The sequence below is a fragment of the Streptomyces yokosukanensis genome (assembly GCF_001514035.1).
In the GTDB taxonomy this organism is placed as follows: Bacteria; Actinomycetota; Actinomycetes; order Streptomycetales; family Streptomycetaceae; genus Streptomyces; species Streptomyces yokosukanensis.
Genome location: NZ_KQ948215.1, coordinates 128,505 through 152,345, shown reverse-complemented (window position 1 = coordinate 152,345; position 23,841 = coordinate 128,505). Strand labels below are relative to the sequence as shown.

The window sequence follows — 23,841 nt, the reverse complement described above, 5'->3', positions numbered from 1 at the left end:
AGAGGCACCCCCATGCACGTCACCGGAACCGCCCCGCAGCCGGCTCCGGCCCCCTCCGAGGACCTCACCGTCCCCGTCGGAGACCCACGCGAGGCCACGGGCGGCACGGACGCCCATGGCTGCGGCAGCAGACATGCCCGCCGCTTCGGCCTCCCGGTCGCGACCGCGCTGGTGATGGGCAACATCATCGGTGGCGGCATCTTCCTGCTCCCCGCCTCCATCGCCCCCTACGGCACGGTCAGCCTGGTCGCCTTCGCCGTGCTGACCGTCGGCGCCATCGCGCTGGCCCTGGTCTTCGGCCGGCTCGCCGCGCGCGACCCCCGTACCGGCGGCCCGTACGTCTACGCCCGCGAGGCCTTCGGCGACTTCGCCGGGTTCCTCGCCGCGTGGTCGTACTGGATCACCACCTGGGTGTCGAACGCGGCGCTCGCCGTCGCCGCCGTCGGCTATCTCGGCGTGCTCGTCCCGCTGGGCGGCCATCGCTGGACCGTCTGCCTGGCCGCGCTGGCCCTGCAGTGGCTGCCCGCGCTCGCCAACTTCGCCGGCACCCGGTACGTGGGCGCCGTCCAGCTGGTGTCGACGGTGCTGAAGTTCGTGCCGCTGCTCCTCGTCGCCGTGGGCGGCCTGTTCTTCTTCGATCCGTCCCGGCTCGGGCCGTTCAACGCCAGTGGCCACAGCGCCATCGGTGCGGTCTCCGCCTCCGCCGCCCTGCTGCTCTTCTCCTACCTCGGGGTGGAGTCCGCCGCCGTGAGCGCCGGAGACGTCAGGGACGCCCGCCGCAATGTGGGGCGCGCCACCGTCATCGGCACCGCGGGCGCCGCGCTGGTCTATCTGCTGGGCACGCTCTCCGTCTTCGGGACGGTCGCGCACGAGAAGCTGGTGACCTCCACGGCCCCCTTCTCCGACGCCGTGAACGCGATGTTCGGCGGCGGCTGGGGCGGTACGGCGGTGGCGCTGGCGGCGCTGGTGTCGATGACCGGATGCCTCAACGGCTGGACGCTGCTGAGCGCCCAGACCCCGTACGCGGCAGCCAAGGACGGCCTGTTCCCGGCAGCGTTCGCCCGGCGCCGCCGGGGTGTGCCGACGGTCGGCGTCGCCGTCACCGTGGTCCTGTCCTCCCTGCTCACGGTCTACAACTACCTGTCGGGTTCGGCGAAGGTCTTCGACGTCCTGGTCCTCGTCACCACGTTCACCGCGACCGTGCCGTACCTGCTGGCCGCCGCCGCGCAGATCTTCCACCTCGTCTCCGGCCGGGGCGCGTCGGTGGACCGCGCCCGGCTCGTGCGGGACTCGGTGATCACGGCGGTCGCGGCCGCCTTCTCCATCTGGCTGATGGCCGGCGCCGGCTACGCGGCGGTGTACCAGGGCGTGCTGTTCCTGTTCGCCGGGGTCATCGTCTACGCGGTGATGGCGGCGCGCCGCCAGGCGAAGCCCACGGAGACGACCGAGGCGGCGTCCCGCACCCAGTAGGCCAGGTCCGGCACGACTGATCCGGCCCGCGCCGGGAACGGGCGGGGTGCCCGGCGCGACGGCCGACGCGATGCCGATGCCGATGCCGATGCCGATGCCCGGCACGGTGCCCACCACAGGCCGCGCCGTTGCGCATCCTGTGGGGCAGAGCGCGCCCCCCGGAGGTCGGCGCGCGCTACGGCGTGCGCGCCGGTGCCACAATCAGACGTGAGCGCCGGTGCCACCTTCAGAGTCGACGCCTCGACGGCCGTCCGCCCTGTTGGTGATCGGGGTCGTGGAAGGAGGCCGGGATGCAGCGCCTGAGTCACGGACTGCACGAGCGGATCCGCCGTGACCGGCGAGCGGACCCGACGATGACCGAGACCGCACATCAGGCCGCCGGGCGCCCATGATGGCGGGCGAGAGGCAGGGGAGACAACCGAGGCAGCCGCAGCTCCCGGACCTGCACATGCGTCTGCGTTCCGAGCTGGGCCGGATCGACGACCAGCTGCGCGCCCTGCTGTTCTCCATGGACCGGCTGCAGGGCCTGCTGGACGCGGTGGTGGCCATCAGCCGCGAGGTGGAGCTGCCCGCCGTGCTGCGCCGTATCGTGACCACCGCCATGGACCTGGTCGGCGCCCACTACGGGGCGCTGGGCGTACTCGACGAGTCCGGGGAGCGCTTGGAGCAGTTCATCACGGCCGGTCTGTCCGAGCAGGAGCGCCTTGCGCTGGCCGAGATCGGGCTGCCGCGCGGCCTGGGAGTACTCGGCCATCTGATCCGCTACCCAGAGCCGCTGCGGATCGACGACATCACGGCCCATCCGTCCTCCGTCGGGTTCCCGCCGGACCATCCGCGCCTGCACACCCTGCTCGGCGTCGCCATCAGCGTGCGCGGCGAGATCTACGGTGACCTCTACCTCGCCGAACGGAACGACGGAAGGCCCTTCGACCTCCACGACGAGAACATCGTCGTCGCCCTGGCGGGCGCCGCCGGCATCGCGATCGAGAACGTCCGCCTGTTCGAACGGATCCGGGTCGGAGCCGAGCAGTTCCAGCGGCTGCTGCTGCCCACACTGCCCGACCTGCGGCCCTTCGCCTCCGCCGCCATCTACCGGCCCGCCGCCGAGCCCAGTCAACTCGGCGGGGACTGGTACGACGCCATCCCCCTTCCCGACCATGTCGTGGCGGTCGTCATCGGCGACGTGGTCGGCCACGATCTGCGGGCCGCGGCCGCCATGGCCACCACCCGCAACATGCTGCGCGCTCTGCTGTTCGACCAGAGCGACCCGCCCGGCGCGGTCCTCGCCCGGCTCGACCGGGCTCTGGAGGCCATCACGAACAATCCCGTCACGACCACCACGCTGGCCCGTATCGAACCGGAGGGTTCGGGCTGGCGGCTGTGCTGGAGCACCGCGGGCCACGTCCCGCCCCTGCTGCTCACCCGTGAGCACGAGGTGGCCTATCTGCTCGCGGAGCCCGGCCTGCCGCTCGGCGTCGACACCGCGCAGCCCCGCCCGGACCACTCCCGCCTCCTCGCCCCGGACACCACCGTCGTCTTCTTCACCGACGGGCTGGTCGAGCATCCCGCCCACTCCATCGACGAGAGGCTGGACGCACTCGCCGACCTCGCCGTGACCCACGCCGACCTGCCCCTGCCCGCCTTCGTCCAGGCCCTGGCCGATCACCACCCGAGCGACGGCCACGACGACATGGCCATCCTCGCCCTGCGCACGCCACCCGCCTGACCCGGGCCCCCACGCCTCGCCGCCGAGGCCTGTCGGCCTCCTGCTCCCGGGGGCCGGTCACGCCGGTCGGCGGTGGCGTGGAGGATCCGGCAGATCCGGCGGATGATGGGCTTCGGGGTGCGATCGACCCGGAGGTCGCCCGATGGCTTTCCGCCGGCCTGTACGGCTGAGCCGCGGCGGCGTGACCGTCCTGGAGATCTGCGTCCTCGCCGCGCTGTACTACGGCTCGGCGAGGGTAGGACTGCTCCAGCAGCTGGTGCGCGGCCAGGTCACCCCGCTGTGGCCGCCGAGCGGCATAGCGGTGGCGGGCCTGCTCCTGCGCGGCCCGAGGGTCTGGCCCGGGATCGCACTCGGCGCGTTCCTGGTCAACATCTCGCTGGGGCCCTCTCTCCCCGCCGTGCTCGCGATCACGACGGGCAACACCCTGGCGCCCCTGTGCTCCTACGTGCTGCTCCGCCGCATGGGATTCCGCAACGAACTGGACCGCTTGTGGGACGCGTTCGCCCTGATCCTCCTCGGCGCGTTCACCGGGATGCTGATCAGCGCGACCGTGGGCAGCGGGGCCCTGCTCGTCGCCGGGGTCCTGAACGCCGAGGGCTTCTGGCCGACCTGGTCGGTCTGGTGGACGGGCGACGCGATGGGCGTGCTCGTGGTCACGCCGGTCCTGCTCGTCCTCAGCTCGGCGCGCTGGCCGAAGGACGCGCCGCCGCTGCGGTGGCTGGAGGGGCTGCTGCTCGTGGCGGCCACGGCCAGCGTCGGAGCCGTCGAGACCGGCCCCACACCGCTCATGTTCCTCGGCTTCCCGCTGCTGATCTGGGCGGCCTTCCGTTTCCAACTGGCCGGGGCCGCGCCCTGCGCGCTGGCCGTGTCCACCTTCGCGATCATCACCGCAGCGCGGGATGCGGGCCCGTTCGCCGGTCATGATCTGCTCACCGACATGATCACCCTGCAGGCGTTCAACGCTTCCGCCTCACTGACCGCGCTGCTGGTCGCGACGGTCATCAGCGAGCGGAACGAGACCCAGCGGGAGATCGCGCGCGCCTGCAGGCAGCTCGCCGCGATGGTGGCCAGGATCGCCACCGGCGACAACCGCCCGATACTCCCCCCTCCGGAGCCCGACGGGGAGGGCGACAGGGACGAGGACGACGGCCCCACGGACACGAAAAGGTCGTCTCCTCATCCCTGAGAAGACGACCTCCGACCGGCAAGAAGCTGGTCGGGACGACAGGATTTGAACCTGCGACCCCTTGACCCCCAGTCAAGTGCGCTACCAAGCTGCGCCACGTCCCGTTGCGGTCGCGCACGGGGTGTTCCCGTGTGATCACGCAGGTCAACCCTACCGCACCTGAGCGGGTGCCCGTGTCGCGGCCAGGCGGAGCGGGGCCGGGCGTGGGGGCGGCCGGTGGCGTACGACGCCCGGCGCGGCCCGGTGCCTACTTGATGAGCGCGTTCGCCACCACCACGATCATGCCGAGCAGCGCGTCGCCGAGCCCCATCAGGACCGCCGTGGGCCAACTCCGCGCCGACCAGCGGGCGGTGAGCAGGCCGAGCACGAAGAGGATCAGGATGTTGAGGGCGAACGCCGCGTACTCCACGCCGTTCGCCGGCCACCAGCCCCAGCGGGCGCCCGCCAGCAGGAAGACCGTCGGCAGCACGGCCGTCACCAGCGGCCACTCGTCCAGCAGCGCGCGCAGCACGTCCCAGCGGCGGTGCGGGGCCCGCTCGGCGATGTAGTGGGCGTAACCGTGGGCGAGGGCGGAGGCGAGCGCGGTCACCAGGATCCAGGCGGCGTCGTAGCCGCGGACCTCGGCGGACGTGTGCCCGTACCGGGTGAGCGCCGCCACCATAGAGCTGGCGAGCACGGAGCCGTAGACCCCGCCGAACAGCACGGCCTCGCGTGTGTCCTGATGCCGGGGCGGTGCCGTGCCGGCCGCCGGGGAGTCAGCCATGTTCCCCACGATCACCCGGGGCATGCCGGTCCGCCAGTCAGCCGCCGACCGACGAAGTGTCCTCCCACCAGCCCCGATGCCCCACACTCTGTCGACGGCGGCGGGCCCGGGGCGCTGGCTAGGCTCGCCGTATGACGCACAGCTTCGCAACTCACATCCCCGACGCCGCCCTGGAACCCGAGCCCCTCGACCCGGAGCAGATCGTCTCCGGGAACCCGGAGGTCACCGGAAAGGTCGTCTGGGAGTCGCCGGACGGGCGGCAGATCCGCGGGATCTGGCAGATCACGCCGGGCGTGGTCACGGACACGGAGGCGGACGAGCTGTTCGTGGTGATCAGCGGTTCGGCGACGATCGAGGTCGACGGCGGGCCGACGCTGACGGTGGGGCCGGGCGACCTGGCGGTGCTGCGCGCGGGCGACCGTACGACGTGGACGGTGCACGAGACGCTGCGCAAGGCGTACGCGATCAACCTGTGAGGCCGGCGCCGGGCGGCGCCGTCGTCCCCCGGATCTCCAGGGTCGGCACGGCGAGGTGCAGGTGCGCCTCGCCGTCCGGCCGCTCGAACCGGTCGAGCAGCAGCCGGGCCGCGCGCCGGCCCAGCTCGTGCGGGGCGGTGTCGACGGTGGTCAGCCATACGTGCCGCAGCCGGGAGATGCTGGTGTTGTCGTATCCGGCCACCGACACGTCGCGGGGCACGCGCAACCCGAGTTCCTCGGCCGCCGAGAGGGCCCCCACCGAGGCCATGTCGTTGACGGCGAAGAGCGCCGTCGGCCGCTCGGGCCGGCTCAGCAGACGTACGGTCCCCCGGTAGCCGCCCTCCTCGGTCAGATCGCCCGGCTCCACGACGGGTTCGGCGCCGTGTTCCCGCATCGCCGCCTCGAAACCGCGCCGGCGCAGTGCGCCGACCGCACCGTAACCCGCGAGGTGGGCGATCCGGCGGTGGCCGAGGCCGAGCAGATGCTCGGTGACGAGCCGGGCCCCGCGCTCGTCGTCCCCGGCGACGACGTCCACGCCCTGCGGCTGCGGCTCGCGGGCACCCGCCACGACCACCGGCAGCCGCCGCGCCAGCGCGCCGAGCCCGCTCGCGCCGGGGACCGTGCCGACGATCACCAGTCCGTCGACGCCGAGGTCCAGAAACGGTTCGGCGAGGTCGTGCCCCATCCGCCGGTTCAGCCGGGCGTCGGCGAGCAGCATGTGCAGACCGGCCGTGTGCAGCAGGGAGTTGAGGCCGTCGAGGAGGTCGACGAACCAGGGGTTGCGCAGGTCGTCCAGGAGGACGCCGACCGTGCGGGTGCGGTGTTCGCTCAGGCTGCGCGCGGCCGCGTTGGGCCGGTAGCCCAGCTCCCGCACGGCCCGCAGCACGGCCTCCCGCTTCTCCGGGCTCACCGGACCCGAGCCGCGCAGCACCAGCGAGACCAGCGACTTGGACACTCCGGCCCGTTCGGCCACATCGCGGATCGTCGGCGGTTTCATGGCATGGACCGTTCCATGCGGCGTGCCGCCCTGTCAAAGGGTTGACACGCTGCCCATGTCCGCACAAAGGTGGCCTGGACACAACATGGACCGGTCCAATGGGCCGGTCCACTATGCCCAGGAGGGGCTGTCATGGTGGATGAGCTGGGTGTCGCCGTCGTCGGGTTCGGGTGGATGGGCCGGGTGCACACCCAGGCGTACGCGCGCCTGCCGCACCACTATCCGCACCTCCCGCTGCGCCCCCGGCTGATCACCGTCGCCGAGGAGGTGCCGGGGCGGGCCGAGGAGGCCGCGGGGCAGTTCGGGTTCGCCTCCGCGACCCGCGACTGGCGGGAGGTGGCCGCCGACCCCCGGGTGCGGGCCGTGAGCGTCACCGCCCCGAACTTCCTGCACCGGGAGATCGGCGTGGCGATGGCCGAGGCCGGCAAGCACCTCTGGATCGAGAAGCCGGTCGGGCTGACCGCGGGGGACGCCCGCGCGGTCGCCGACGCGGTCGCCGCGGCCGGTGTGCAGGGCACGGTCGGCTTCAACTACCGCAACGCGCCCGCCGTCGAGGCGGCCCGCGATCTGATCGCCTCCGGTGGGATCGGCACGGTGACCCATGTCCGCATCCGGCTGTTCAGCGACTACGCGGCCCATCCGGACTCCGCCCTGACCTGGCGGTACGAGCGGGCGCGCGGCGGCAGCGGGGTGCTCGGCGATCTGGCCTCGCACGGCGCCGACCTGGCCCGCTTCCTGCTCGGGGACATCGTCGCACTGACCGCCGACACCGCGGTCTTCCTCCCGGAGCGCGCCCGTCCGGCCGGCGCCACCGCCGGCCACACCCTCGCCACGGGCGGCGAGCGGGGTCCGGTCGAGAACGAGGACTACGTCAACTGCCTGCTGCGCTTCGCCTCCGGCGCCCGCGGGGTACTGGAGGCCTGCCGGGTCTCGGTCGGCGAGCAGAACAACTACGGCTTCGAGGTGCACGGCACGAGGGGGGCCGTCTCCTGGGACTTCCGGCGCATGAACGAGCTGGCGGTGAGTCGGGGCACGACCTACCAGGACCAGCCGGTGAGCACGGTGTACGTCGGACCGGGCGCCGGGGAGTTCGCCGCGTTCCAGCCGGGCGCGGCCAACGCGATGGGCTACGACGACCTGAAGGTCATCGAGGCCTACCGTTTCGTACGCTCCGTCGCCGAGGGCACGGCGTACGGCGCGACGCTCACGGACGCGGTGTGCAGTGCGGCGGTGCTCGACGCGATGGCGCTGGCCGCCGAGCGGCGGGCGTGGGTGGATGTGGAGGCCGGCTGACGCGAGCTGTCCGCCGGTGGCGCCGCCGGACGTGCCGCGGTGCGCCGTCAAGCGTCGGCGGCGGAGTCCTGACCGGTCGCGCCGTCCCCCGCACTCGTTCCCGGTACCGCGCCACCCAGCAGTTTCACGCCTGCCGTCAGTGCGTCGGTCACCTCGTCCGGGGGGATGTCGGTGGCGCCGCTCGTGCGGGCCAGCAGGGGGAGTTCCACCTGGACTCCGGCGAGGCGGGTGAGGTTGACCGGGTTTCTGGGGTGTACGCCGCGCAGGGCGGCCGGGATCGCCGCCAGGTCGGTGACGGCCGGGAACCGCGGGGCCTTGGCGGCGAACGCCTCGGCGAGGGTGCGGGCCGCGGGCCGGTTGCCGCCGCCGAGGAAGACGGTGTGCGTCGCCTCGGGGCGCATATGGCCGTGCAGGGAGACCGTGAGGGACACCCGCTCCAGGAACTCCCGCAGCAGCGCGCAGTGGTCGGCCGCCATGAGCGGGGAGCGGATGTGGACGGGCCGCCGGGAGCCGGGCTGGGTGAAGACGAGGCTGGTGGCGCCGCAGCGGCGCGCGACGGTCCCGGCGAGTTCGGCGGTGCCTCCTTCGTTGCTGCCGTGCAGTGCCAGCAGCCCGATCCCATCTCCCGGTACGAGGGTCGCGACCAGCGCGACGCCCTCGATCTCCACCTGCTCGGTGCGTACCATCGCGTCCCCTCAGCCGTCCGTCGGCGCGGGCATGTTGTACGGCGTGACGACCTGGATCGCGGACGGCGGCGCGGGGGCGGCCGGGGGCAGCGCACCGTGCGCCCGCATGACGAGGTGACAGGCCTCCCGCATGTCCTGGCGCAGATCGTGGTGGAGCACGGCGGACAGCCGGTGCTCGCGCAGCAGCCGGGTGTTGTCGCGGTCGAGGTCGTGGGCGATGAACACCGCGCAGGTGCGGCCGAGGTCGGCGAAGGCGCGCAGGGTGGCGTCGTTGCCGCCGCCGATGGAGTACACGGCCCGGATCTCCGGGTCCCGTTGCAGGGCGGCGCGGACGAGGTCGTACTGGGTGGCGTCCAGGCCCTGCCCCTCGGCGATCTCCACCAGGGTCCGTTCGGGGTGCCGGGACCGCATCACGCTTCTGAATCCCATCTCGCGCTCCTCCTCGTTGCGGAAGAAGCCGCTGCTGAGGCTGGTGAGGACGTTGCCGGGCCGGTCGCCGAGCCACTGGCCCATCAGATAGGCGGCGGTGGCACCGGCGGCGCGGTTGTCACTGCCCACACAGCCGATCCGTCCGCTGGCGGGCAGGTCCGTGACGAGGGTGACGACCGGGATGCCGGCCGCGGTGAGCCGGCCCACGGCGGCGGTGACCTCGGGGACGTCCGGCGCCTTGAGGATCACGCCCTGGGAGCCGCGCCGGGCGATCCGGTCCAGCGTCCTGATCTGCTCGGCGGCCGGTCCGGTCTCACGGAAGTGGAAGCGGGAGCGGACCACCGCCGGGTGCAGGGAGGGCAGCTCGGCCTCCAGGGCGGCGCGCACGGCGGTCGAGAACCGCTCGGGCGCCTGCACCACGATGTCCACCATGAACGTACGGCCCACCAGCCGCACCTGGGTGCGCTGCCGGTCGAGGTCGGCGATGGCCCGGTGCACCTCCTGCGCGGTGCTCTCGCGCACCCCTCCCCTGCCGTTCAGCACCCGGTCCACGGTGGCCTCGCTGAGACCTGCCTGACGTGCGATCTCGCGGATCGGGAAGGGGTGGCCCATGGCCCGGCTCCTTGAGGGGTTTTTGATGGCCTGCTGCCGGTTGTTCGAGGGGTTTGTACTGACAAGAATGACAGGGCTGCGTCGCTCTCGCGGCCGAATGCCGTGATCGCGGGCAGGGGAGGCCGTGGCGAACGCGGTGCTCCCGGTGCTGCCGCGGCGCGCGGGCGAGGGCGCGGGCGAGGAGCTGAGGAAGGTCGGGGCAGGTCATGGGACTTCTCGACGACAAGGTCGTCCTGGTCAACGGAGGCAGCCAGGGCGTCGGTGCCGCCATCGCGCGGGCCGCCGTCCGCGAGGGCGCCGTCGTGGCTGTCACCGGGCGTCGTACGGAGCCGGGTGAGGCGCTGGTGGCCGAGCTGGCGGCGGCCGGCGGCACGGCGCTGTTCGTGCGCGCCGATCTCGCGGACACCGACCAGGCCAAGGCCGCGGTCGCCGAGGTCGTGGACCGCTGCGGCCGGATCGACTCTCTGGTGAACTCGGCGGGGCTGACCTCGCGCGGCACGCTGCTGGACACGACCCCGGAGTTGTTCGACGCGCATGTCGCGATCAACCTCAGGGCTCCGTTCTTCGCGATGCAGGCGGCCGTCGCCGACATGGTGGCCCGCAAGGCGCCCGGCACGATCGTCAACATTCACCTCCTCGGCGCACGGCGGTCAGCCGTTCCTGGCGCCGTACGTCGCCGCCAAGGCGGGCCTCGTGGGCCTGACCCTCCCCCACGCTCGAATCAGGCTCGCGCGGGGGACCCCCCATCGCGGCGCACGCCCACCGCGGGGACCGGATCCGGCCTGACCATCGGCTGGACGGCCACGGAGGGCGAGGACGCCACCCAGCGCGCCTTCCACGGAGCCGGTGACGACTGGCGGGAGCAGGCGGCGGCGAAGCTGCCGATGGGCAGGCTGGGCCAACCGGACGAGATCGCCGACTTCGTGGTGTTCCTGCTGTCCGACCGCTCCGGTGTGGTGACCGGGTCGGTGATCGACTGGGACCAGAACGTGCTCGGCGGCCTCGACTGAACCTCCCTCTCAGCTCGTCACGGCAAGAACGGCAAGGAGCCTCACACCCTCATGCGTATCGGAATCCTCGGCCTCGGCCGCATCGGCGCCTTCCACGCCGAGACCCTCTCCGGACTGGATGCCGTCGAGTCGCTCGTCGTCACCGACCCGTTCGCGGACGCGGCCAAGGCCGCCGCCGAGCGGTTCGGGGCCGAGGTGGCGGACTCGCCGGAGGCCCTGCTGGCCGCCGGGGTGGACGGCATCGTGGTGGCGGCCGCCACCGACGCCCACCCGGCGCTGATCCTGGCCGGCGTCCAGGCAGGTGTCCCCGTCTTCTGCGAGAAGCCGGTCGCCCGCACCATGGCCGAGGGGATCGAGGTGCAAAAGGCCGTGCGCGAGCGCGACGTGCCGATCCAGATCGGCTACAACCGCCGCTTCGACGCGGGTTTCGCCGCCGCGCGCGCCGCCGTCCGGGCGGGCGAGCTGGGCGCGCTGCACACGGTCCGCTCCACGACGCTGGACCCGGCGCCGCCGCCTGCCGCGTACGTCGCCGCGTCCGGTGGCATCTTCCGCGACTGCTCCGTGCACGACTTCGACATCATCCGCTGGGTGACCGGCCGTGAGGTCGCCGAGGTGTACGCGGTCGGCGGCAACCGGGGCGCCGACTACATCAAGGAGGCGGGCGACGCCGACACCACCGGCGCGATCCTCACGCTGGACGACGGCACGATCGCCGTGGTATCCAACTCCCGCCACAACGCCCGCGGTTACGACGTCCGCATGGAGCTGCACGGCTTCCGGGACTCGATCGCGGTGGGCCTGGACGACAAGCTCCCGCTGCGCTCGGTCGAAGCGGGGGTGACCTTCCCGGCCGGCACCCCGCACGACTTCTTCATGGACCGCTTCACCGAGGCCTACCGGGCCGAACTCACCGCGTTCACCGAGGTCGTGGCCGGCACCCGCCCCTCCCCCTGCACCGTCGAGGACGCCCTCGAGGCCGGCTGGATCGCCGAGGCCTGCACCCTGTCGCTGCACGAGCACCGTCCGGTGACCCTCGCGGAGGTCCGGCGGGCCTGACATCGCGGCGGGGTACGGCGGCCGTCCCGCCGTACCCCGCCGTGCTCCCTTTCGCCGGCGAGGTCCGCCGAGCGGCTCAGAGGCAGTAGCGCACCAGCCACTCGTCGGGGTTGTACGTGTCCCGTGCCGGGTCCGGTGTGGTCGCCGGGCTGGTCTCCACCGTGTCCTGCGGGCGTATGCGCTCGGGCAGTGAGCCGAAGCGGGCGCGCCGCACAAGCGCCGCGTCCGTGGTGTCCTGTGCGCTCTCGCGGGGTTCCCTGCGCTGCGTCATCTCGTCCTCCCGTCTCACGGGCGTCCCCCGTCATCGTCGACAACGCTCGTGTGCCCCGGGTTGGTTCCCGGCCGCCCCCGGTCCGAATCCGTCGCGGTTGCGCAGGAAACGGGGGCACGCCGAGAGGGGCCACGCCGACGCGTGGCCCCTCTCGGCTGTTCGCTCAGGCCCCGCAGGAGCGCAGGAACCTGCGGGTGCGGACCGCGATCGGCAGGGGCTTGTCCGGCTCGCACGGGTACATGTCCTGCTCGACGATGGCGAACAGCTCCACGCCGAGTTGCTGCGCCGCCGTCAGGACGGGGCCCAGCTCGGGCACGCCGGAGGGCGGTTCGCACATCACGCCGCGCTGCACCGCCGGCCCGAACGGCACCTCGTGGGCGACGACGTCGGCGAGGATGTCCGGGTCGACCTGCTTGAGATGGAGATAGCCGATGCGCTCGCCGTAGGTCTCGATGAGCTTGACGCTGTCCCCGCCGCAGTAGGCGTAGTGCCCGGTGTCCAGGCAGAGGTTGACCAGGTCCGTGTCGGTCGAGTCCAGGAAGCGTTCGACGTGGTCCTCGGTGTCGATGTGGGTGTCGGCGTGCGGGTGGACGACGATGTCCAGGCCGTACGTCTCCTTGACCTCGTGGCCGAGCCGCTCCATGCCCTTGGTCAGGTGCGCCCACTGCTCGGCGGTCAGCTCCGGCGGCTCCAGGATCTCGGCGGTCTTGTCGTCCCGCCAGAAGGAGGGGATGACGACCAGGTGCCGCGCGCCCGTCGCCCGGGTGAGCGAGGCGACCTGGCTGACATGCGCCCAGGTCTGCGCCCAGACGGACGGGCCCCGGTGCATGCCGGTGAAGACCGTGCCCGCTGAGACCTTCAGGTTGCGCCGGGCCACCTCGTCGCGCAGCCGCGCGGGGTCGGTGGGGAGGTATCCGTAGGGGCCGAGTTCGATCCAGTCGTAGCCGGCCTCGGAGACCTCGTCGAGGAAGCGTTCCCAGGGCACCTGCTGCGGGTCGTCGGGGAACCAGACGCCCCAGGAGTCGGGGGCCGAGCCGACCCGGATGCGGTCCAGCGGGGTGGGGGTGGCCATGGTCAGGGGGTTCCTTCCGGGGAGTGCGCGACGGGGGCGGTGAGGTCGCTCTCTTCGGGGAGTTCGTCGGTGTCGACGCCGCGCACCTGGGCCAGTTCGTGTTTGAGGGCGGCGAGTTCGGCGCCTCCGGCCATGTGGTTGGTCAGTTCCTCGAGGCTGACCTCGCTGCGGGCGGCGGAGAGTTCGAGGGTGCCCAGGCGCAGGACGCTGAAGTGGTCGCCGACCATATAGGCGTGGTGGGGGTTGTGGGTGATGAAGATGACGCCGAGGCCGCGGTCGCGGGCGGCGGCGATGTATTTGAGCACCACACCGGACTGTTTGACGCCGAGGGCGGCGGTGGGCTCGTCCAGGATCAGGACGCGGGCGCCGAAGTAGACGGCGCGGGCGATGGCCACGCACTGGCGCTGACCGCCGGAGAGGGTGCCGATGGGCTGTTCCATGTCGTCCAGGACGATGCCCATGTTGCGCAGTTCCTGGTCGGCCGTGGTCTTCATGCGGGCGATGTCCAGCCGGCGGACCGGCCAGGGGCCCTTGGTCATCTCCGAGCCGAGGAAGAAGTTCCGCCACACCGGCATCAGGGGGACCGTGGCCAGGTCCTGGTAGACGGTGGCGATACCGCGGTCGAGGGCCTCGCGCGGGGTGGAGAAGCGTACCGGGCGGCCGTCGACGAGGAATTCGCCCTCGGTGTGCTGATGCAGCCCGGAGACGATCTTGATCAGGGTGGACTTGCCCGCGCCGTTGTCGCCGAGCACACAGGTGACCTGGCCGGAGTGGACCTCCAGGTCGACGCCGTGCAGGGCGCGGATGTTGCCGTAGGACTTGCCCGCGCCGCGCAGTTCGACGAGCGGGCCGTCCTGCTGGGGTGCGGCGTCCTGGAGGACGGCGCCGTGCGATCCGGTTGTCTTGTCAGTCATCGCTCTACCTCCGGGTCGCCGTGCGCTGGACCCACAGATTGATCAGGACGGCGCCGAGGAGCATCACGCCGAGGAAGGCCTTGAACCAGTCGGGGTTCCAGCCGGCGTAGACGATGCCCTGGTTGACCATGCCGAACATGAACGCGCCGAAGACCGGGCCGACCGCGGAGCCGTAGCCGCCGGTGAGCAGGCAGCCGCCGATCACGGCCGCGGCGATGTAGATCAGTTCCTGGCCCACGCCCTCACCGGACTGCACGGTGTTGAAGGAGAACAGGTTGTGCATGCCGACGAACCAGGCGCCGAACCCGACCAGCATGAACAGCGAGATCTTGGTGAAGGTCACCGGCACGCCCACCGCCCGCGCGGAGTCCTTGTCGCCGCCGACCGCGAAGATCCAGTTGCCGTACTTCGTGCGCAGCAGCACCCAGGTGGCCAGCGCCGCGAAGACCAGCCACCACACCACCGTGATCTTCACCTGGACCCCGCCCACGTCGAACGACGACGCGAAGATCTTCTTCGCCTGGGCGAAGCCGTCCATGTCACTGATGTCGTCGGTGGCGACGTTGCCGGTGACCCATTTCGTCACGGCCAGGTTCACGCCCTGCAGGATCAGGAAGGTGCCCAGGGTGATGAGGAAGCTGGGCAGGCCGGTCTTGACCACCATCCAGCCGTTGAAGAATCCGATCGCCAGCGAGACGGCCAGGGCGACGATCACACCGGTCCACACGTTCAGGGTCAGCTGGTAGCTGAGCATGCTCGCGGTCAGCGCCGAGGAGATCACCGCGACGCCGGAGGAGAGGTCGAACTCGCCGCCGATCATCAGCAGGGCCACCGGCAGCGCCATGATCCCGATGGTCGAGGACTGGTAGAGGATCGTGGCCATCGAGCTGCCCTGGCGGACCGAGGGCGCGACGATCAGGAAGAAGACCAGTACGGCGGCCGCGCCGAGGAAGACGCCCACCTCGGGGCGGGCCAGCAGCCGCAGCGCCAGCGGGCGCCGGGCGGTACGGCCGTCGCTCTCCTTGGGGCCGGGCGCCGGCGGTCTGCCCAGGGCCGGCTCAGCCTGCTGCCCCATGCCCATCACCGGGTCCCCTTCGCGGCGTACTCGGCGACCTTGTCGACGTTGGACTTGTCGACGAAGGCCGGGCCGGTCAGCACCGGTTGCACCCCGCCGCCGCTGTAGTTGCCGTTGTTCTTGTAGAGCCACAGTCCGTCGACCGCCAGGTAGCCCTGCAGATAGGGCTGCTGATCGACCGCGAACTCGATCGAACCGTTCTGCACCGCCTTCACCAGGTCCTTGTTCAGGTCGAAGGTGGCCACCTTGGCCTTGCTGCCCGCGTCGCCCACCGACTGCACGGAGGTGAGCGCGTAGGGGGCACCGAGGGTGACGACGGTGTCGATGGAGCTGTCCTGCTTGAGCTTCGCCGTGATCGTCGAGCGCACGGAGGGCATGTCCGTGCCGTTCACGTAGAGCGTCTCAGTCGTGCCCTTGAACGTCTTCTTCACACCGTCGCAGCGCTGGGTGAGGCCCACGTTGCCCTGCTCCTGGATCACACAGACGACCTTCTTGGCACCGGTGGTGTTCAGTTTGTCGCCGAACGCCTCGCCCGCCACGCTCTCGTCCTGCCCGAAGAACTCCAGCAGGCCGAGCTTGCGCCAGTCGTTCAGTCCCGAGTTCAGGCCCACCACGGGGATGCCGGCCTGCTCCGCCTTGCCGATGACGCTCTTCATGGCGTCCGGCTTGGCCAGGGTGACGGCGATGCCGTCGACCTTCTGGTCGATCGCGTTCTGCACCAGGTTCGCCTGGTTGCCCGCGTTCGGGTCGGCGGAGTAGACGAGTTTGACGTTGTCCTTGGCCGCGGCGGCCTCGGCGCCCTTGCGGACGGTGTCCCAGAAGGTGTCGCCCGGGGCCTGGTGCGTGACCAGGGCGACGGTCATCCGCGGGGTGTTGGCCTTGCCCACCGAGGCGTTCTGTGCCGCCTCCTCGGCCTTCTTGCCGCCGTGGGCGCTGGCGCAGCTCGTCAGCGTCAGGGCGGCCGCGGCGGCGACGGCCACGACCGGGGCCAGTCTCCGGGAGCGGGAGGGAGAAGAGCGGTCCATCTTTCCTGCACCTCACTGTGCGTGCGACGGGGGAAGGGACGCAGTTGCGTTGGGACGGGATACAAGTCCTTGGCGAGCCCGCTGTCAATACTTTGTTAAGACATCATTTCACAAGCAGGTCCGAATGTAAGTACAAACTATGGCCACCTTCACCTTCCCGGACCTACGCCTGAGAGGCATGAGCCCAGTACACCGCACCCGGCAGCGAACGGCACCGGGTGATCACGCACTCGACGCGCCCGCCGTCGCCCCGGACCGCGACCACCCGGGTGCCGCACGGCCGGCCGGCGGCGTTCCCGTGCGGCCATTCCGCCGACCGCGCGGCTCGAACTCCCCATGGAGCGGCTGGAGTCGACGGGTCTCCACCGCATGCGGTCCGCCGGGATCGTCCGCCCGTCAGGGCCTGAACGCCGCCCACCGGAACCTGAACCGCTGGTCAGAACCGAAAGCGGAACCACCCGTGTTCACACAGCCCCCGCGGCCGCCCGCACCGTGCGGACCGTCGGCCGCGCGATGCGGCGAACACGCAGGTAACGATGACGATTACGTTTCGGGCAAGAGACAGTCCAGTGGAGGCCGACCTATTGACGCATGAGCGGACTTGGGGCTGTTATTACGCCCACGATGTTCGGTCGAGTTGGTTTCTGAGCGGTTTCGACGACCTTTCGGTGATCAACTCATCCCCTTGACCGAGCCCTGTATTCCTCAGGAGCCGCCATGCGCCTCTCCCCCGCCGGTGTTTCCGTCCCGGGTCCCAGCCGTCGCTCGCTGCTGCGCGGAGCGGGCGGTGCCGCCCTCCTCGCCGGTGCGGGCATCCCCTTGCTGTCCGCCTGCGGAGGCAGCGGTTCCTCCTCCGACCCCAAGACCGTCACGCTCGGCTCCAACGCCTCGGACGCCGTGCCGAAAAAGGCGTTCGAATCCGTCTACGCGGACTTCAAGAAGCAGTCCGGCATCACCGTCGATGTGAACACGAAGGACCACAACACCTTCCAGGAGCAGATCAACTCGTATCTGCAGGGCACGCCGGACGACGTGTTCAACTGGTTCGCCGGCTACCGCATGCAGTTCTTCGCGGCGAAGAAGCTGGCCACACCGATCGACGACGTGTGGCAGAAGATCGGGGGCAACTTCCCGGACGCGATGAAGAAGCTCAGCAAGGGCGAGGACGGCAAGTACTACTTCGTGCCACTGACGACCTACCCCTGGGCGATCTTCTACCGCAAGAGCGTCTTCCAGCAGCACGGCTACAAGATCCCCACCACCTGGGACGAACTCGTCGCCCTGTGCAAGCAGATGCAGAAGGACGGCCTGGTCCCGCTCGCCTTCGGCGACAAGGACGCCTGGCCGGCGATGGGCACCTTCGACCAGATCAACTTCCGCCTCAACGGCTACGACTTCCATGTGCAGTTGATGGCGGGCAAGGCCTCCTGGACCGACGCCAAGGTGAAGGCCGTCTTCGATCACTGGAGCGAGCTGCTCCCCTACCACCAGGACGGCTTCATGGGCCGCACCTGGCAGGACGCCGCGCAGACGCTGGTCGCCAAGAAGGCCGGCATGTACCTCCTCGGCTCCTTCGTGGCCCAGCAGTTCACCGACAAGACCGATCTGGACGACCTCGACTTCTTCCCCTTCCCGGAGATCAACTCCGCGTACGGCCAGGACACGGTCGAGGCGCCGACCGACGGCTTCATGCTCAGCAAGTCCCTGAAGAACCACGCCGGTGCGGTCAAGCTGCTGGAGTACCTGGGCACCCCGGCCGCCGAGGAGCTGTACCTGAAGACCGACCCGAGCGTGGTCGCCGCCTCCGACAAGGCCGCCACCTCCGCGTACTCGGCGCTGCAGAAGAAGGCGTTCGACATGATCGGGGGTGCCAAGAGCCTCACCCAGTTCATGGACCGCGACTCCCGGCCCGACTTCACCTCCACGGTGATGCAGCCCGGACTGCAGAAGTTCCTGCAGAACCCCAAGGGCGTGGACAGCCTGCTGTCGTCCATCGAACGCCAGAAGAAGACGATCTTCGCGTCCGAGTGAGCGCATCCATGACGACCGACACGACGACGAAGACCCCGGAGGCGGCCGCCGTGCCGCCGCCGGGGCACACGCCCGCGAAGAAGCGGGTCCCGCAGAGCCGTCGGCGCCTGCTGACCCGCCGTGACCGGATCACGCTCGCCCTGATGGCGGGCGTGCCGACGATCCTGCACGTGGCCCTCGTCTGGGTCACCGCCATCGCCTCGATCTTCCTCGCCTTCACCACCTGGGACGGCATCGGGTTCGACTCGATCAAGTGGGTGGGCCTCGACAACTTCAAGCAACTCTTCAACGACAACCCGCAGTTCTGGCCGGCCGTCGAGCACAACGTCATCTGGTTCGTGGTGCTGATCCTGATCCCGACGCCGTTCGGCCTGTTCCTCGCCGTCCAGTTGGACAAGCGGATCCGCTTCAGCCGGGTCTACCAGACCGCGTTCTTCCTGCCGGTCGTCATCTCGATGGCCTGCATCGGTTTCGTCTGGCAGCTCGTCTACAACCCGGACACCGGCCTGATCAACAGCATCATCGGCGCCAACAAGCCCGGCCACTACATCGACTGGATCGGCGACCCGCATCTGAACCTGTGGGCGGTCCTCATCGCCGCGTCCTGGCGGCACACGGGTTACATGATGATCCTGTACCTGGCCGGACTGAAGAGCGTCGACCCCTCGCTCAGGGAGGCAGCCGCGCTGGACGGGGCAGGCGAATGGCAGACGTTCAAGAGCGTCATCTTCCCCACCCTGCGACCGACCAACACGGTCGTCCTGGTCGTCACCATCATCGAGGCGTTGCGCGCCTTCGACCTGGTCTTCGTCTTCAACAAGGGCGCCCAGGGCACGGAGTTGCTGTCGATCCTGGTCACCAACAACATCATCGGCGAGTCCAGCCGTATCGGTTACGGCTCCGCGATCGCCGTCGTCCTGCTGGTGATCTCCCTAGCGGTGATCATCCCGTATCTGATCGCCACCTTCCGGAAGGAGCGGCGCGCATGAGCAGCACCACTCTCCCGCTGAAGCGCCGCGCCCCGATCCGCCCCGCCCGGATCCTGCTGCACGTCTTCCTCGCGGGCACGGCGCTGGCGTGGCTGGCCCCGCTGCTGTGGGCGATCTTCTCGGCGCTGCGGCCGTACAGCGAGACCAGCGCCAAGGGCTACGTCTCCTGGCCGGACAAGCTCAGCCTCACGAACTTCACGAACGCCTTCCAGCAGTCCGACATGCTGCACTACTTCGGGAACACGCTGGTCATCGCCGTACCGGCCGTACTGCTGACCCTGTTCCTGTCCTCCTGTGTCGCCTTCTACGTCAGCCGCTTCGACTTCCGGCTCAACCTGGCCCTGCTGCTGGTCTTCACCGCCGGCAACCTGCTGCCGCAGCAGGTCATCATCACCCCGCTGTACCGGCTGTACCTGCTCACGAACCTGCCGGGCATCACGGCGAGCGGCAAGCTGTACGACTCCGCGCTCGGCCTGGTCCTCATCCATGTGGCGTTCCAGTCGGGGTTCTGCGCGTTCGTGCTGAGCAACTACATGCGCTCGCTGCCGCACGAGCTGACGGAAGCCGCGCTGGTCGACGGCGCCTCGGTGTGGCGGCTGTACTGGCAGATCACGCTGCCGCTGTGCAAGCCGGCGATGGCGGCCCTGGCCACCTTGCTGTCGATCTGGATCTACAACGACTTCTTCTGGGCCCTCGTCCTGATCTCGACCGGCGAGAACATGCCGATCACGTCGGCCCTGAACAACCTCTCCGGCCAGTACTTCACCGACCCCAACCTGGTCGCCGCGGGCTCCCTGCTGACCGCGATCCCGACGCTGGTCGTCTACTTCGCGCTCCAGCGCCAGTTCGTCAGCGGTCTGACCCTGGGCTCCAACAAGGGCTGACCACGCACGGGAAGAAGGTCCACAAGACAGTGCGGCCTCATGAGGAGGCTGCTGCTCGAACGCCGAGGGGCCGTACCGGAATGTTCCGGTACGGCCCCTCGGTCGTGCTGTGTTTCCCTGTCGGGACGACAGGATTTGAACCTGCGACCCCTTGACCCCCAGTCAAGTGCGCTACCAAGCTGCGCCACGTCCCGATGCGCTCACTCGCGGTGACCCGCGTGATCGCGCAGACAGCACTTTACCCCACGCGCGGGGGTGGGCCGAAAGAGGACCGGGCCGGGCGGGGGACAATCGGCGGTATGACGAACGCGGACGCATCGGATGCCAGGGACCGGGACACGGAGGGTCGGGCGCGCAACGCCCGGCCCCGGGACGGGCTCGGGCGGCCGCTGCCGTACGGCGCGCAGGGCGTCCCCCGGCAGCCGGAGGGGGTCGTGAGGGCGCCGCGGGAGTCGGTCGCCGAGGCGCAGGCGCTGCTGGACGCGGGAAAGCCGTTCCACGCGCACGAGGTGTTCGAGGACGCCTGGAAGTCGGGCCCCGAGGACGAACGCGCCCTGTGGCGCGGCCTGGCCCAGCTGGCGGTCGGGCTCACCCACGCCGCCCGCGGCAACACCGTCGGCGGGACGCGCCTGCTGCGGCGGGGCGCGGACGTGGTCGAGGAGTGGGCGGCGGCCCACGGCACGGACCGGCCGTACGGGATGGACCTGCCGGGGCTCGCCCCGTGGGCGCGGGAGCTGGCGGAGCGGGTGACGGGCGGCTGCGGCCCGGTGGACGCGCGTACCGAGGCGCCCCGACTCGGCGGGCCGCAGGCCTGACTCCGTCCCCCCGCCGGGATACGGGCCCGAACCGGCCCGGCGGCGCCCCGGGCGGAGCCGACGGACGCGGTGTCAGTGGCATGCGGCAGACTCGGGGCGTGCGAAAGATTCATGTCATCGGTATCGGCGCGGGCGACCCCGAGCAGCTGACCCTGCAGGCCGTCAAGGCGCTGCGGAGCACGGATGTGTTCTTCCTGCTCGACAAGGGCGAGGTGAAGAGCGATCTCACCCAGCTGCGCCGGGACATGCTGGACACGCATCTGCCGCAGGGGTCGTACCGGGTGGTGGAGGCCCGTGACCCGGAGCGGGACCGCAAGGCGGGCGGGTCGGCGTACTCGCCGGCCGTGGAGGACTGGCGCAGTGCCCGCGCGGGCATCTACGAACGGCTCATCGCCGAGGAACTGGGCGAGGACGGCACGGGTGCCTTCCTGGTGTGGGGCGATCCGGCGTTGTACGACAGCACGCTCGGGATTCTGCAGGAGGTGCTGGCCCACGGCTCGGTCGCCTTCGAGTACGACGTCATACCCGGTATCAGCAGCGTCTCCGCGCTGGTCGCCCGGCATCGCACGGGCCTGAACCGGGTGGCCCGGCCGGTGCAGATCACCACCGGGCGGCGGCTGGCCGAGGGCTTCCCCGAGGACGTGGACGACGTGGTCGTGATGCTGGACGCGCACCAGGCGTTCCGGAAGTACGCCGAGGACGACATCGACATCTACTGGGGCGCCTATCTCGGCACTGCGGACGAGATCCTGCTCTCCGGCCCGATCGCCGAGGCCGGTCCGCGCATCGAGCGGGTGCGGGCCGAGGCGCGCGAGCGCAAGGGCTGGATCATGGACACGTATCTTCTGCGCAGGAACCCGGGCGAGCAGTGAACCCCGGCGATCGGTAGGGGGAGGGGTAGGGGCGGCACCCGGGCGGACCGCCCCGCATGCGGCACTGGTCCACCCGTGTGATCGTGACCTCGTGACCGTGACCGAGGAACCCGTACGGCCCGACGCCGCACAGCCTCCCGTGCTGGACGCCCGGCGGCGCAACGTCGTCTTCGTGACGATCGTGCTGGGCATGCTGCTCGCGGCCCTGGACCAGACGATCGTCGGCACGGCGCTGCCGACGATCGTGTCGGACCTGGGCGGCGCGGCGCACATGTCGTGGGTGGTCACCTCGTATCTGCTCGCGGAAACCGTCGCGACCGTGCTGGTCGGCAAGTTCGGCGACCTGTTCGGCCGCAAGGTGGTCTTCCAGGTCTCGGCGATCGTGTTCATCTCCGGCTCGTTCCTGTGCGGCCTCGCCACCAACATGACGCTGCTCATCGTCTGGCGGGCGGTGCAGGGGGTCGGCGCGGGCGGGCTGATGGTGACCGCGATGGCGCTCATCGCGGACGTCATCCCGCTGCGCGAGCGCGGCAAGTACCAGGGCGCGATCGGCGCGGTGTTCGGCGTGGCGACGGTCATCGGGCCGCTCCTCGGCGGGCTGTTCACCGACCACGCGTCCTGGCGGTGGGCGTTCTATGTCAACGTGCCCATCGCGGTCCTCGTGGTGGCCGCCGCGGCGCGCACGATCCCGGTGGTGAAGTCGGCGTCCCGGCCGGTCATCGACTACCTGGGCATCGCCCTGGTGGCGATCGGCGCCAGCGCGCTGATCCTCGCGACGAGCTGGGGCGGCAACGAGTACCCGTGGGGTTCGGCCACGATCATCGGCCTGTTCGTGGGCGGCGCGGTGGCGCTCGGGCTGTTCTGCTGGGTGGAGACCCGGGCGCGGGAACCGATGCTGCCGATGCGGCTGTTCGGCAATCCGGTGTTCACGGTGTGCTCGGTGCTGAGCTTCATCGTCGGCTTCGCGATGCTCGGCGCGATGACGTATCTGCCGAGCTATCTGCAGTACGTCGACGGCGACTCGGCGACGATCTCCGGTGTGCGGACGCTGCCGATGGTGTTCGGCCTGCTGATCGCCTCCATCTTCAGCGGGAACGTGGTCAGCAAGACCGGCAAGTACCGGATCTTCCCGATCGTGGGCTCGCTCGTGATGGGTGTCGGGCTGTATCTGATGTCGCTGATGGGGCCGGGTACCGGAGTCGCGCTGGAGTCCGTGTACATGTTCGTGCTGGGTGTCGGTATCGGCCTGTCCATGCAGGTGCTGACCATCGCGGTGCAGAACACCGTGGACTACGCGGACCTCGGCACCGCGACCTCCGGGGTGACCTTCTTCCGTACGCTGGGCAGCTCGTTCGGCACGGCCGTGTTCGGCACGATCTACACCAACACGCTCGCCCCGAAGCTCAAGGACGCCATCGGCGCGGCGGTCGGGGCCGGAGGCGTGGATCCTGCGACGGTGAGCCGGGCCGCGACCAGCCCCGTGGGCCTGCACAAGCTGCCCTCCCCCGTCGCCGCCCCGATCATCGAGGCCTACGCCCGCACCATCCAGACGGTGTTCCTGTGGACCGTGCCGGTCGCGGGGCTGGGTTTCCTGGTGGCCCTGTTCCTCAAGCAGGTGCAGCTGCGCGACAGCGCCCGCCTCGGTTCCACCGACATGGGCGAGGGCTTCGCCTCCCCGCACGGTCCCGACTCGCAGCGGGTGCTGGAGGCGGCCGTCGCGAACATCCTCGGCGGCACGGACCTGGACACCGCCCGCCGGATCATCCGCGAGTCCGACACCCGGCTCGACGTGGCCGGTGCCTGGGCGGTGATGCAGGTCGAGCTGCTGAGCCGGCTGGTCGGGCACGCGAGCCTCGGGCTGATCGCGAACCGGCGCCGTCTTCCGCCGGAGGTGCTGCTGCCGGTCTTCGACCGCATGGTCGACGAGGGCTATCTGACCCGGGACGGCTCCCTGCTCTCGCACACCCCGGCCGGGCGCCGGGAGGCCGAGGTGATCGGCAAGGCGTGGGGCACCTGGCTGGAGGACCGGGTGCAGCGGGACATCGGCCACCCGGCGGGCGCCGACCTGCGGGCGGCCGTCGACACGATCGCCAAGCGCCTGCTGGTGGAGGACCTCGGCAACGGCCTGCCCCAGCGGACCTCCTCGCCGGAACCGGAGCCGGAACCCAGTGCCGCCTAGGCGATTGCGG

General features: G+C 70.7%; 22 protein-coding genes and 2 tRNA genes. 13 read left to right on the top strand and 11 right to left on the bottom strand.

What is annotated here, in order from left to right; translation table 11 throughout:
• Positions 1–12 precede the first annotated feature (12 nt).
• From AQI95_RS25070 to AQI95_RS25060, 3 genes are all read left to right on the top strand, one after another.
• A complete protein-coding gene (locus AQI95_RS25070; RefSeq protein ID WP_067128003.1) occupies positions 13–1,470 on the top strand; it encodes an amino acid permease in 1,458 nt (485 codons plus the stop codon).
• A gap of 448 nt (positions 1,471–1,918) precedes the next feature.
• Complete coding sequence (locus AQI95_RS25065) at positions 1,919–3,196, top strand: PP2C family protein-serine/threonine phosphatase (protein ID WP_067127999.1); 1,278 nt, start codon at positions 1,919–1,921, stop codon at positions 3,194–3,196.
• A 142-nt stretch (positions 3,197–3,338) separates the two neighbouring features.
• On the top strand, positions 3,339–4,382 hold the full coding sequence (locus tag AQI95_RS25060; RefSeq protein ID WP_079071454.1) for an MASE1 domain-containing protein: 1,044 nt from the start codon (positions 3,339–3,341) through the stop codon (positions 4,380–4,382).
• Positions 4,383–4,409: 27 nt separating this feature from the next.
• On the opposite strand, the gene AQI95_RS25055 is transcribed toward AQI95_RS25060, so the two are convergent.
• Positions 4,410–4,486 (bottom strand) — tRNA-Pro (locus AQI95_RS25055).
• Positions 4,487–4,629: 143 nt separating this feature from the next.
• The gene (locus tag AQI95_RS25050; protein ID WP_067128572.1) at positions 4,630–5,145 is read right to left on the bottom strand and encodes a hypothetical protein; all 516 of its coding nucleotides are present in this window, start codon (positions 5,143–5,145) and stop codon (positions 4,630–4,632) included.
• A gap of 131 nt (positions 5,146–5,276) precedes the next feature.
• Between AQI95_RS25050 and AQI95_RS25045 the strand changes: the two genes are divergently transcribed.
• Positions 5,277–5,621 carry a cupin domain-containing protein gene (locus AQI95_RS25045; RefSeq protein WP_067127996.1) on the top strand — a complete coding sequence of 115 codons (345 nt, stop codon included), beginning with the start codon at positions 5,277–5,279 and terminating at the stop codon, positions 5,619–5,621.
• Here AQI95_RS25045 and AQI95_RS25040 read toward each other — a convergent pair.
• Positions 5,611–6,618, bottom strand: coding sequence for a LacI family DNA-binding transcriptional regulator (locus AQI95_RS25040; RefSeq protein WP_067127993.1), 1,008 nt, complete (start codon positions 6,616–6,618; stop codon positions 5,611–5,613). The two genes, AQI95_RS25045 and AQI95_RS25040, sit on opposite strands and share 11 nt — an antisense overlap.
• Before the next feature lie 132 nt (positions 6,619–6,750).
• Between AQI95_RS25040 and AQI95_RS25035 the strand changes: the two genes are divergently transcribed.
• The gene (locus tag AQI95_RS25035) at positions 6,751–7,911 is read left to right on the top strand and encodes a Gfo/Idh/MocA family protein (RefSeq protein WP_067127990.1); all 1,161 of its coding nucleotides are present in this window, start codon (positions 6,751–6,753) and stop codon (positions 7,909–7,911) included.
• 47 nt (positions 7,912–7,958) lie between these two features.
• Here AQI95_RS25035 and AQI95_RS25030 read toward each other — a convergent pair whose 3' ends face one another.
• A complete protein-coding gene (locus AQI95_RS25030) occupies positions 7,959–8,597 on the bottom strand; it encodes a poly-gamma-glutamate hydrolase family protein (RefSeq protein ID WP_067127987.1) in 639 nt (212 codons plus the stop codon).
• 9 nt (positions 8,598–8,606) lie between these two features.
• A complete protein-coding gene (locus AQI95_RS25025; protein ID WP_067127984.1) occupies positions 8,607–9,638 on the bottom strand; it encodes a LacI family DNA-binding transcriptional regulator in 1,032 nt (343 codons plus the stop codon).
• Positions 9,639–9,844: 206 nt separating this feature from the next.
• Here AQI95_RS25025 and AQI95_RS25020 point away from each other — a divergent pair, with 206 nt between their 5' ends.
• Both AQI95_RS25020 and AQI95_RS25015 read left to right on the top strand, forming a co-directional pair.
• Positions 9,845–10,648: an SDR family oxidoreductase gene (locus AQI95_RS25020; protein WP_279617024.1), complete on the top strand. Its 804-nt coding sequence runs from the start codon at positions 9,845–9,847 to the stop codon at positions 10,646–10,648.
• Positions 10,649–10,699: 51 nt separating this feature from the next.
• A complete protein-coding gene (locus AQI95_RS25015; protein ID WP_067127980.1) occupies positions 10,700–11,704 on the top strand; it encodes a Gfo/Idh/MocA family protein in 1,005 nt (334 codons plus the stop codon).
• A gap of 76 nt (positions 11,705–11,780) precedes the next feature.
• On the opposite strand, the gene AQI95_RS25010 is transcribed toward AQI95_RS25015, so the two are convergent.
• From AQI95_RS25010 to AQI95_RS24990, 5 genes are all read right to left on the bottom strand, one after another.
• Positions 11,781–11,975: a hypothetical protein gene (locus AQI95_RS25010; protein ID WP_067127978.1), complete on the bottom strand. Its 195-nt coding sequence runs from the start codon at positions 11,973–11,975 to the stop codon at positions 11,781–11,783.
• A 163-nt stretch (positions 11,976–12,138) separates the two neighbouring features.
• Positions 12,139–13,047, bottom strand: a complete 909-nt coding sequence (locus AQI95_RS25005; protein WP_067127975.1) for a sugar phosphate isomerase/epimerase family protein — start codon at positions 13,045–13,047, stop codon at positions 12,139–12,141.
• Between the two features lie 2 nt (positions 13,048–13,049).
• A complete protein-coding gene (locus AQI95_RS25000) occupies positions 13,050–13,961 on the bottom strand; it encodes an ATP-binding cassette domain-containing protein (protein WP_067127972.1) in 912 nt (303 codons plus the stop codon).
• A gap of 4 nt (positions 13,962–13,965) precedes the next feature.
• Positions 13,966–15,042, bottom strand: a complete 1,077-nt coding sequence (locus AQI95_RS24995) for an ABC transporter permease (RefSeq protein ID WP_067127970.1) — start codon at positions 15,040–15,042, stop codon at positions 13,966–13,968.
• The gene (locus AQI95_RS24990; protein ID WP_067127967.1) at positions 15,042–16,061 is read right to left on the bottom strand and encodes a sugar ABC transporter substrate-binding protein; all 1,020 of its coding nucleotides are present in this window, start codon (positions 16,059–16,061) and stop codon (positions 15,042–15,044) included. Before AQI95_RS24990 ends, AQI95_RS24995 begins: the two co-directional genes overlap by 1 nt.
• A gap of 717 nt (positions 16,062–16,778) precedes the next feature.
• Between AQI95_RS24990 and AQI95_RS24985 the strand changes: the two genes are divergently transcribed.
• The 3 genes from AQI95_RS24985 to AQI95_RS24975 are packed head-to-tail and all read left to right on the top strand — an operon-like array spanning position 16,779 to position 19,965.
• Positions 16,779–18,092 carry an ABC transporter substrate-binding protein gene (locus AQI95_RS24985; protein ID WP_067127962.1) on the top strand — a complete coding sequence of 438 codons (1,314 nt, stop codon included), beginning with the start codon at positions 16,779–16,781 and terminating at the stop codon, positions 18,090–18,092.
• Positions 18,093–18,100: 8 nt separating this feature from the next.
• A complete protein-coding gene (locus AQI95_RS24980; RefSeq protein ID WP_067127959.1) occupies positions 18,101–19,081 on the top strand; it encodes a carbohydrate ABC transporter permease in 981 nt (326 codons plus the stop codon).
• Complete coding sequence (locus AQI95_RS24975; protein WP_067127955.1) at positions 19,078–19,965, top strand: carbohydrate ABC transporter permease; 888 nt, start codon at positions 19,078–19,080, stop codon at positions 19,963–19,965. The genes AQI95_RS24980 and AQI95_RS24975 overlap by 4 nt, the downstream gene beginning before the upstream one ends.
• Positions 19,966–20,085: 120 nt before the next feature.
• Here AQI95_RS24975 and AQI95_RS24970 read toward each other — a convergent pair.
• Positions 20,086–20,159, bottom strand: a tRNA-Pro gene (locus AQI95_RS24970).
• A gap of 105 nt (positions 20,160–20,264) precedes the next feature.
• On the opposite strand from AQI95_RS24970, the gene AQI95_RS24965 reads away from it, so the two are divergent.
• The 3 genes from AQI95_RS24965 (at position 20,265) to AQI95_RS24955 (ending at position 23,831) form a co-directional block, all read left to right on the top strand.
• Positions 20,265–20,780: a DUF309 domain-containing protein gene (locus tag AQI95_RS24965; RefSeq protein ID WP_067127952.1), complete on the top strand. Its 516-nt coding sequence runs from the start codon at positions 20,265–20,267 to the stop codon at positions 20,778–20,780.
• A gap of 98 nt (positions 20,781–20,878) precedes the next feature.
• A complete protein-coding gene (gene cobF / locus AQI95_RS24960; protein WP_107121742.1) occupies positions 20,879–21,652 on the top strand; it encodes a precorrin-6A synthase (deacetylating) in 774 nt (257 codons plus the stop codon).
• 91 nt (positions 21,653–21,743) lie between these two features.
• Positions 21,744–23,831, top strand: a complete 2,088-nt coding sequence (locus AQI95_RS24955; protein WP_067127946.1) for an MDR family MFS transporter — start codon at positions 21,744–21,746, stop codon at positions 23,829–23,831.
• Positions 23,832–23,841: the final 10 nt, after the last annotated feature.

What these genes read in the sequence shown, in the direction of transcription:
- AQI95_RS25030 (WP_067127987.1), bottom strand. Translation starts at nt 8,597, where the DNA reads ATGGTACGCACCGAGCAGGTGGAGATCGAGGGCGTCGCGCTGGTCGCG.
- AQI95_RS24975 (WP_067127955.1), top strand. Translation starts at nt 19,078, where the DNA reads ATGAGCAGCACCACTCTCCCGCTGAAGCGCCGCGCCCCGATCCGCCCC.
- AQI95_RS24995 (WP_067127970.1), bottom strand. Translation starts at nt 15,042, where the DNA reads ATGGGCATGGGGCAGCAGGCTGAGCCGGCCCTGGGCAGACCGCCGGCG.
- AQI95_RS25045 (WP_067127996.1), top strand. Translation starts at nt 5,277, where the DNA reads ATGACGCACAGCTTCGCAACTCACATCCCCGACGCCGCCCTGGAACCC.
- AQI95_RS24985 (WP_067127962.1), top strand. Translation starts at nt 16,779, where the DNA reads ATGCGCCTCTCCCCCGCCGGTGTTTCCGTCCCGGGTCCCAGCCGTCGC.
- AQI95_RS25015 (WP_067127980.1), top strand. Translation starts at nt 10,700, where the DNA reads ATGCGTATCGGAATCCTCGGCCTCGGCCGCATCGGCGCCTTCCACGCC.
- AQI95_RS25025 (WP_067127984.1), bottom strand. Translation starts at nt 9,638, where the DNA reads ATGGGCCACCCCTTCCCGATCCGCGAGATCGCACGTCAGGCAGGTCTC.
- AQI95_RS25020 (WP_279617024.1), top strand. Translation starts at nt 9,845, where the DNA reads ATGGGACTTCTCGACGACAAGGTCGTCCTGGTCAACGGAGGCAGCCAG.
- AQI95_RS25010 (WP_067127978.1), bottom strand. Translation starts at nt 11,975, where the DNA reads ATGACGCAGCGCAGGGAACCCCGCGAGAGCGCACAGGACACCACGGAC.
- AQI95_RS25060 (WP_079071454.1), top strand. Translation starts at nt 3,339, where the DNA reads ATGGCTTTCCGCCGGCCTGTACGGCTGAGCCGCGGCGGCGTGACCGTC.
- AQI95_RS25070 (WP_067128003.1), top strand. Translation starts at nt 13, where the DNA reads ATGCACGTCACCGGAACCGCCCCGCAGCCGGCTCCGGCCCCCTCCGAG.
- AQI95_RS25040 (WP_067127993.1), bottom strand. Translation starts at nt 6,618, where the DNA reads ATGAAACCGCCGACGATCCGCGATGTGGCCGAACGGGCCGGAGTGTCC.
- AQI95_RS25050 (WP_067128572.1), bottom strand. Translation starts at nt 5,145, where the DNA reads ATGGCTGACTCCCCGGCGGCCGGCACGGCACCGCCCCGGCATCAGGAC.
- AQI95_RS24990 (WP_067127967.1), bottom strand. Translation starts at nt 16,061, where the DNA reads ATGGACCGCTCTTCTCCCTCCCGCTCCCGGAGACTGGCCCCGGTCGTG.
- AQI95_RS25065 (WP_067127999.1), top strand. Translation starts at nt 1,919, where the DNA reads ATGCGTCTGCGTTCCGAGCTGGGCCGGATCGACGACCAGCTGCGCGCC.
- AQI95_RS24980 (WP_067127959.1), top strand. Translation starts at nt 18,101, where the DNA reads ATGACGACCGACACGACGACGAAGACCCCGGAGGCGGCCGCCGTGCCG.
- AQI95_RS25035 (WP_067127990.1), top strand. Translation starts at nt 6,751, where the DNA reads ATGGTGGATGAGCTGGGTGTCGCCGTCGTCGGGTTCGGGTGGATGGGC.
- AQI95_RS25005 (WP_067127975.1), bottom strand. Translation starts at nt 13,047, where the DNA reads ATGGCCACCCCCACCCCGCTGGACCGCATCCGGGTCGGCTCGGCCCCC.
- AQI95_RS25000 (WP_067127972.1), bottom strand. Translation starts at nt 13,961, where the DNA reads ATGACTGACAAGACAACCGGATCGCACGGCGCCGTCCTCCAGGACGCC.
- AQI95_RS24965 (WP_067127952.1), top strand. Translation starts at nt 20,265, where the DNA reads ATGACGAACGCGGACGCATCGGATGCCAGGGACCGGGACACGGAGGGT.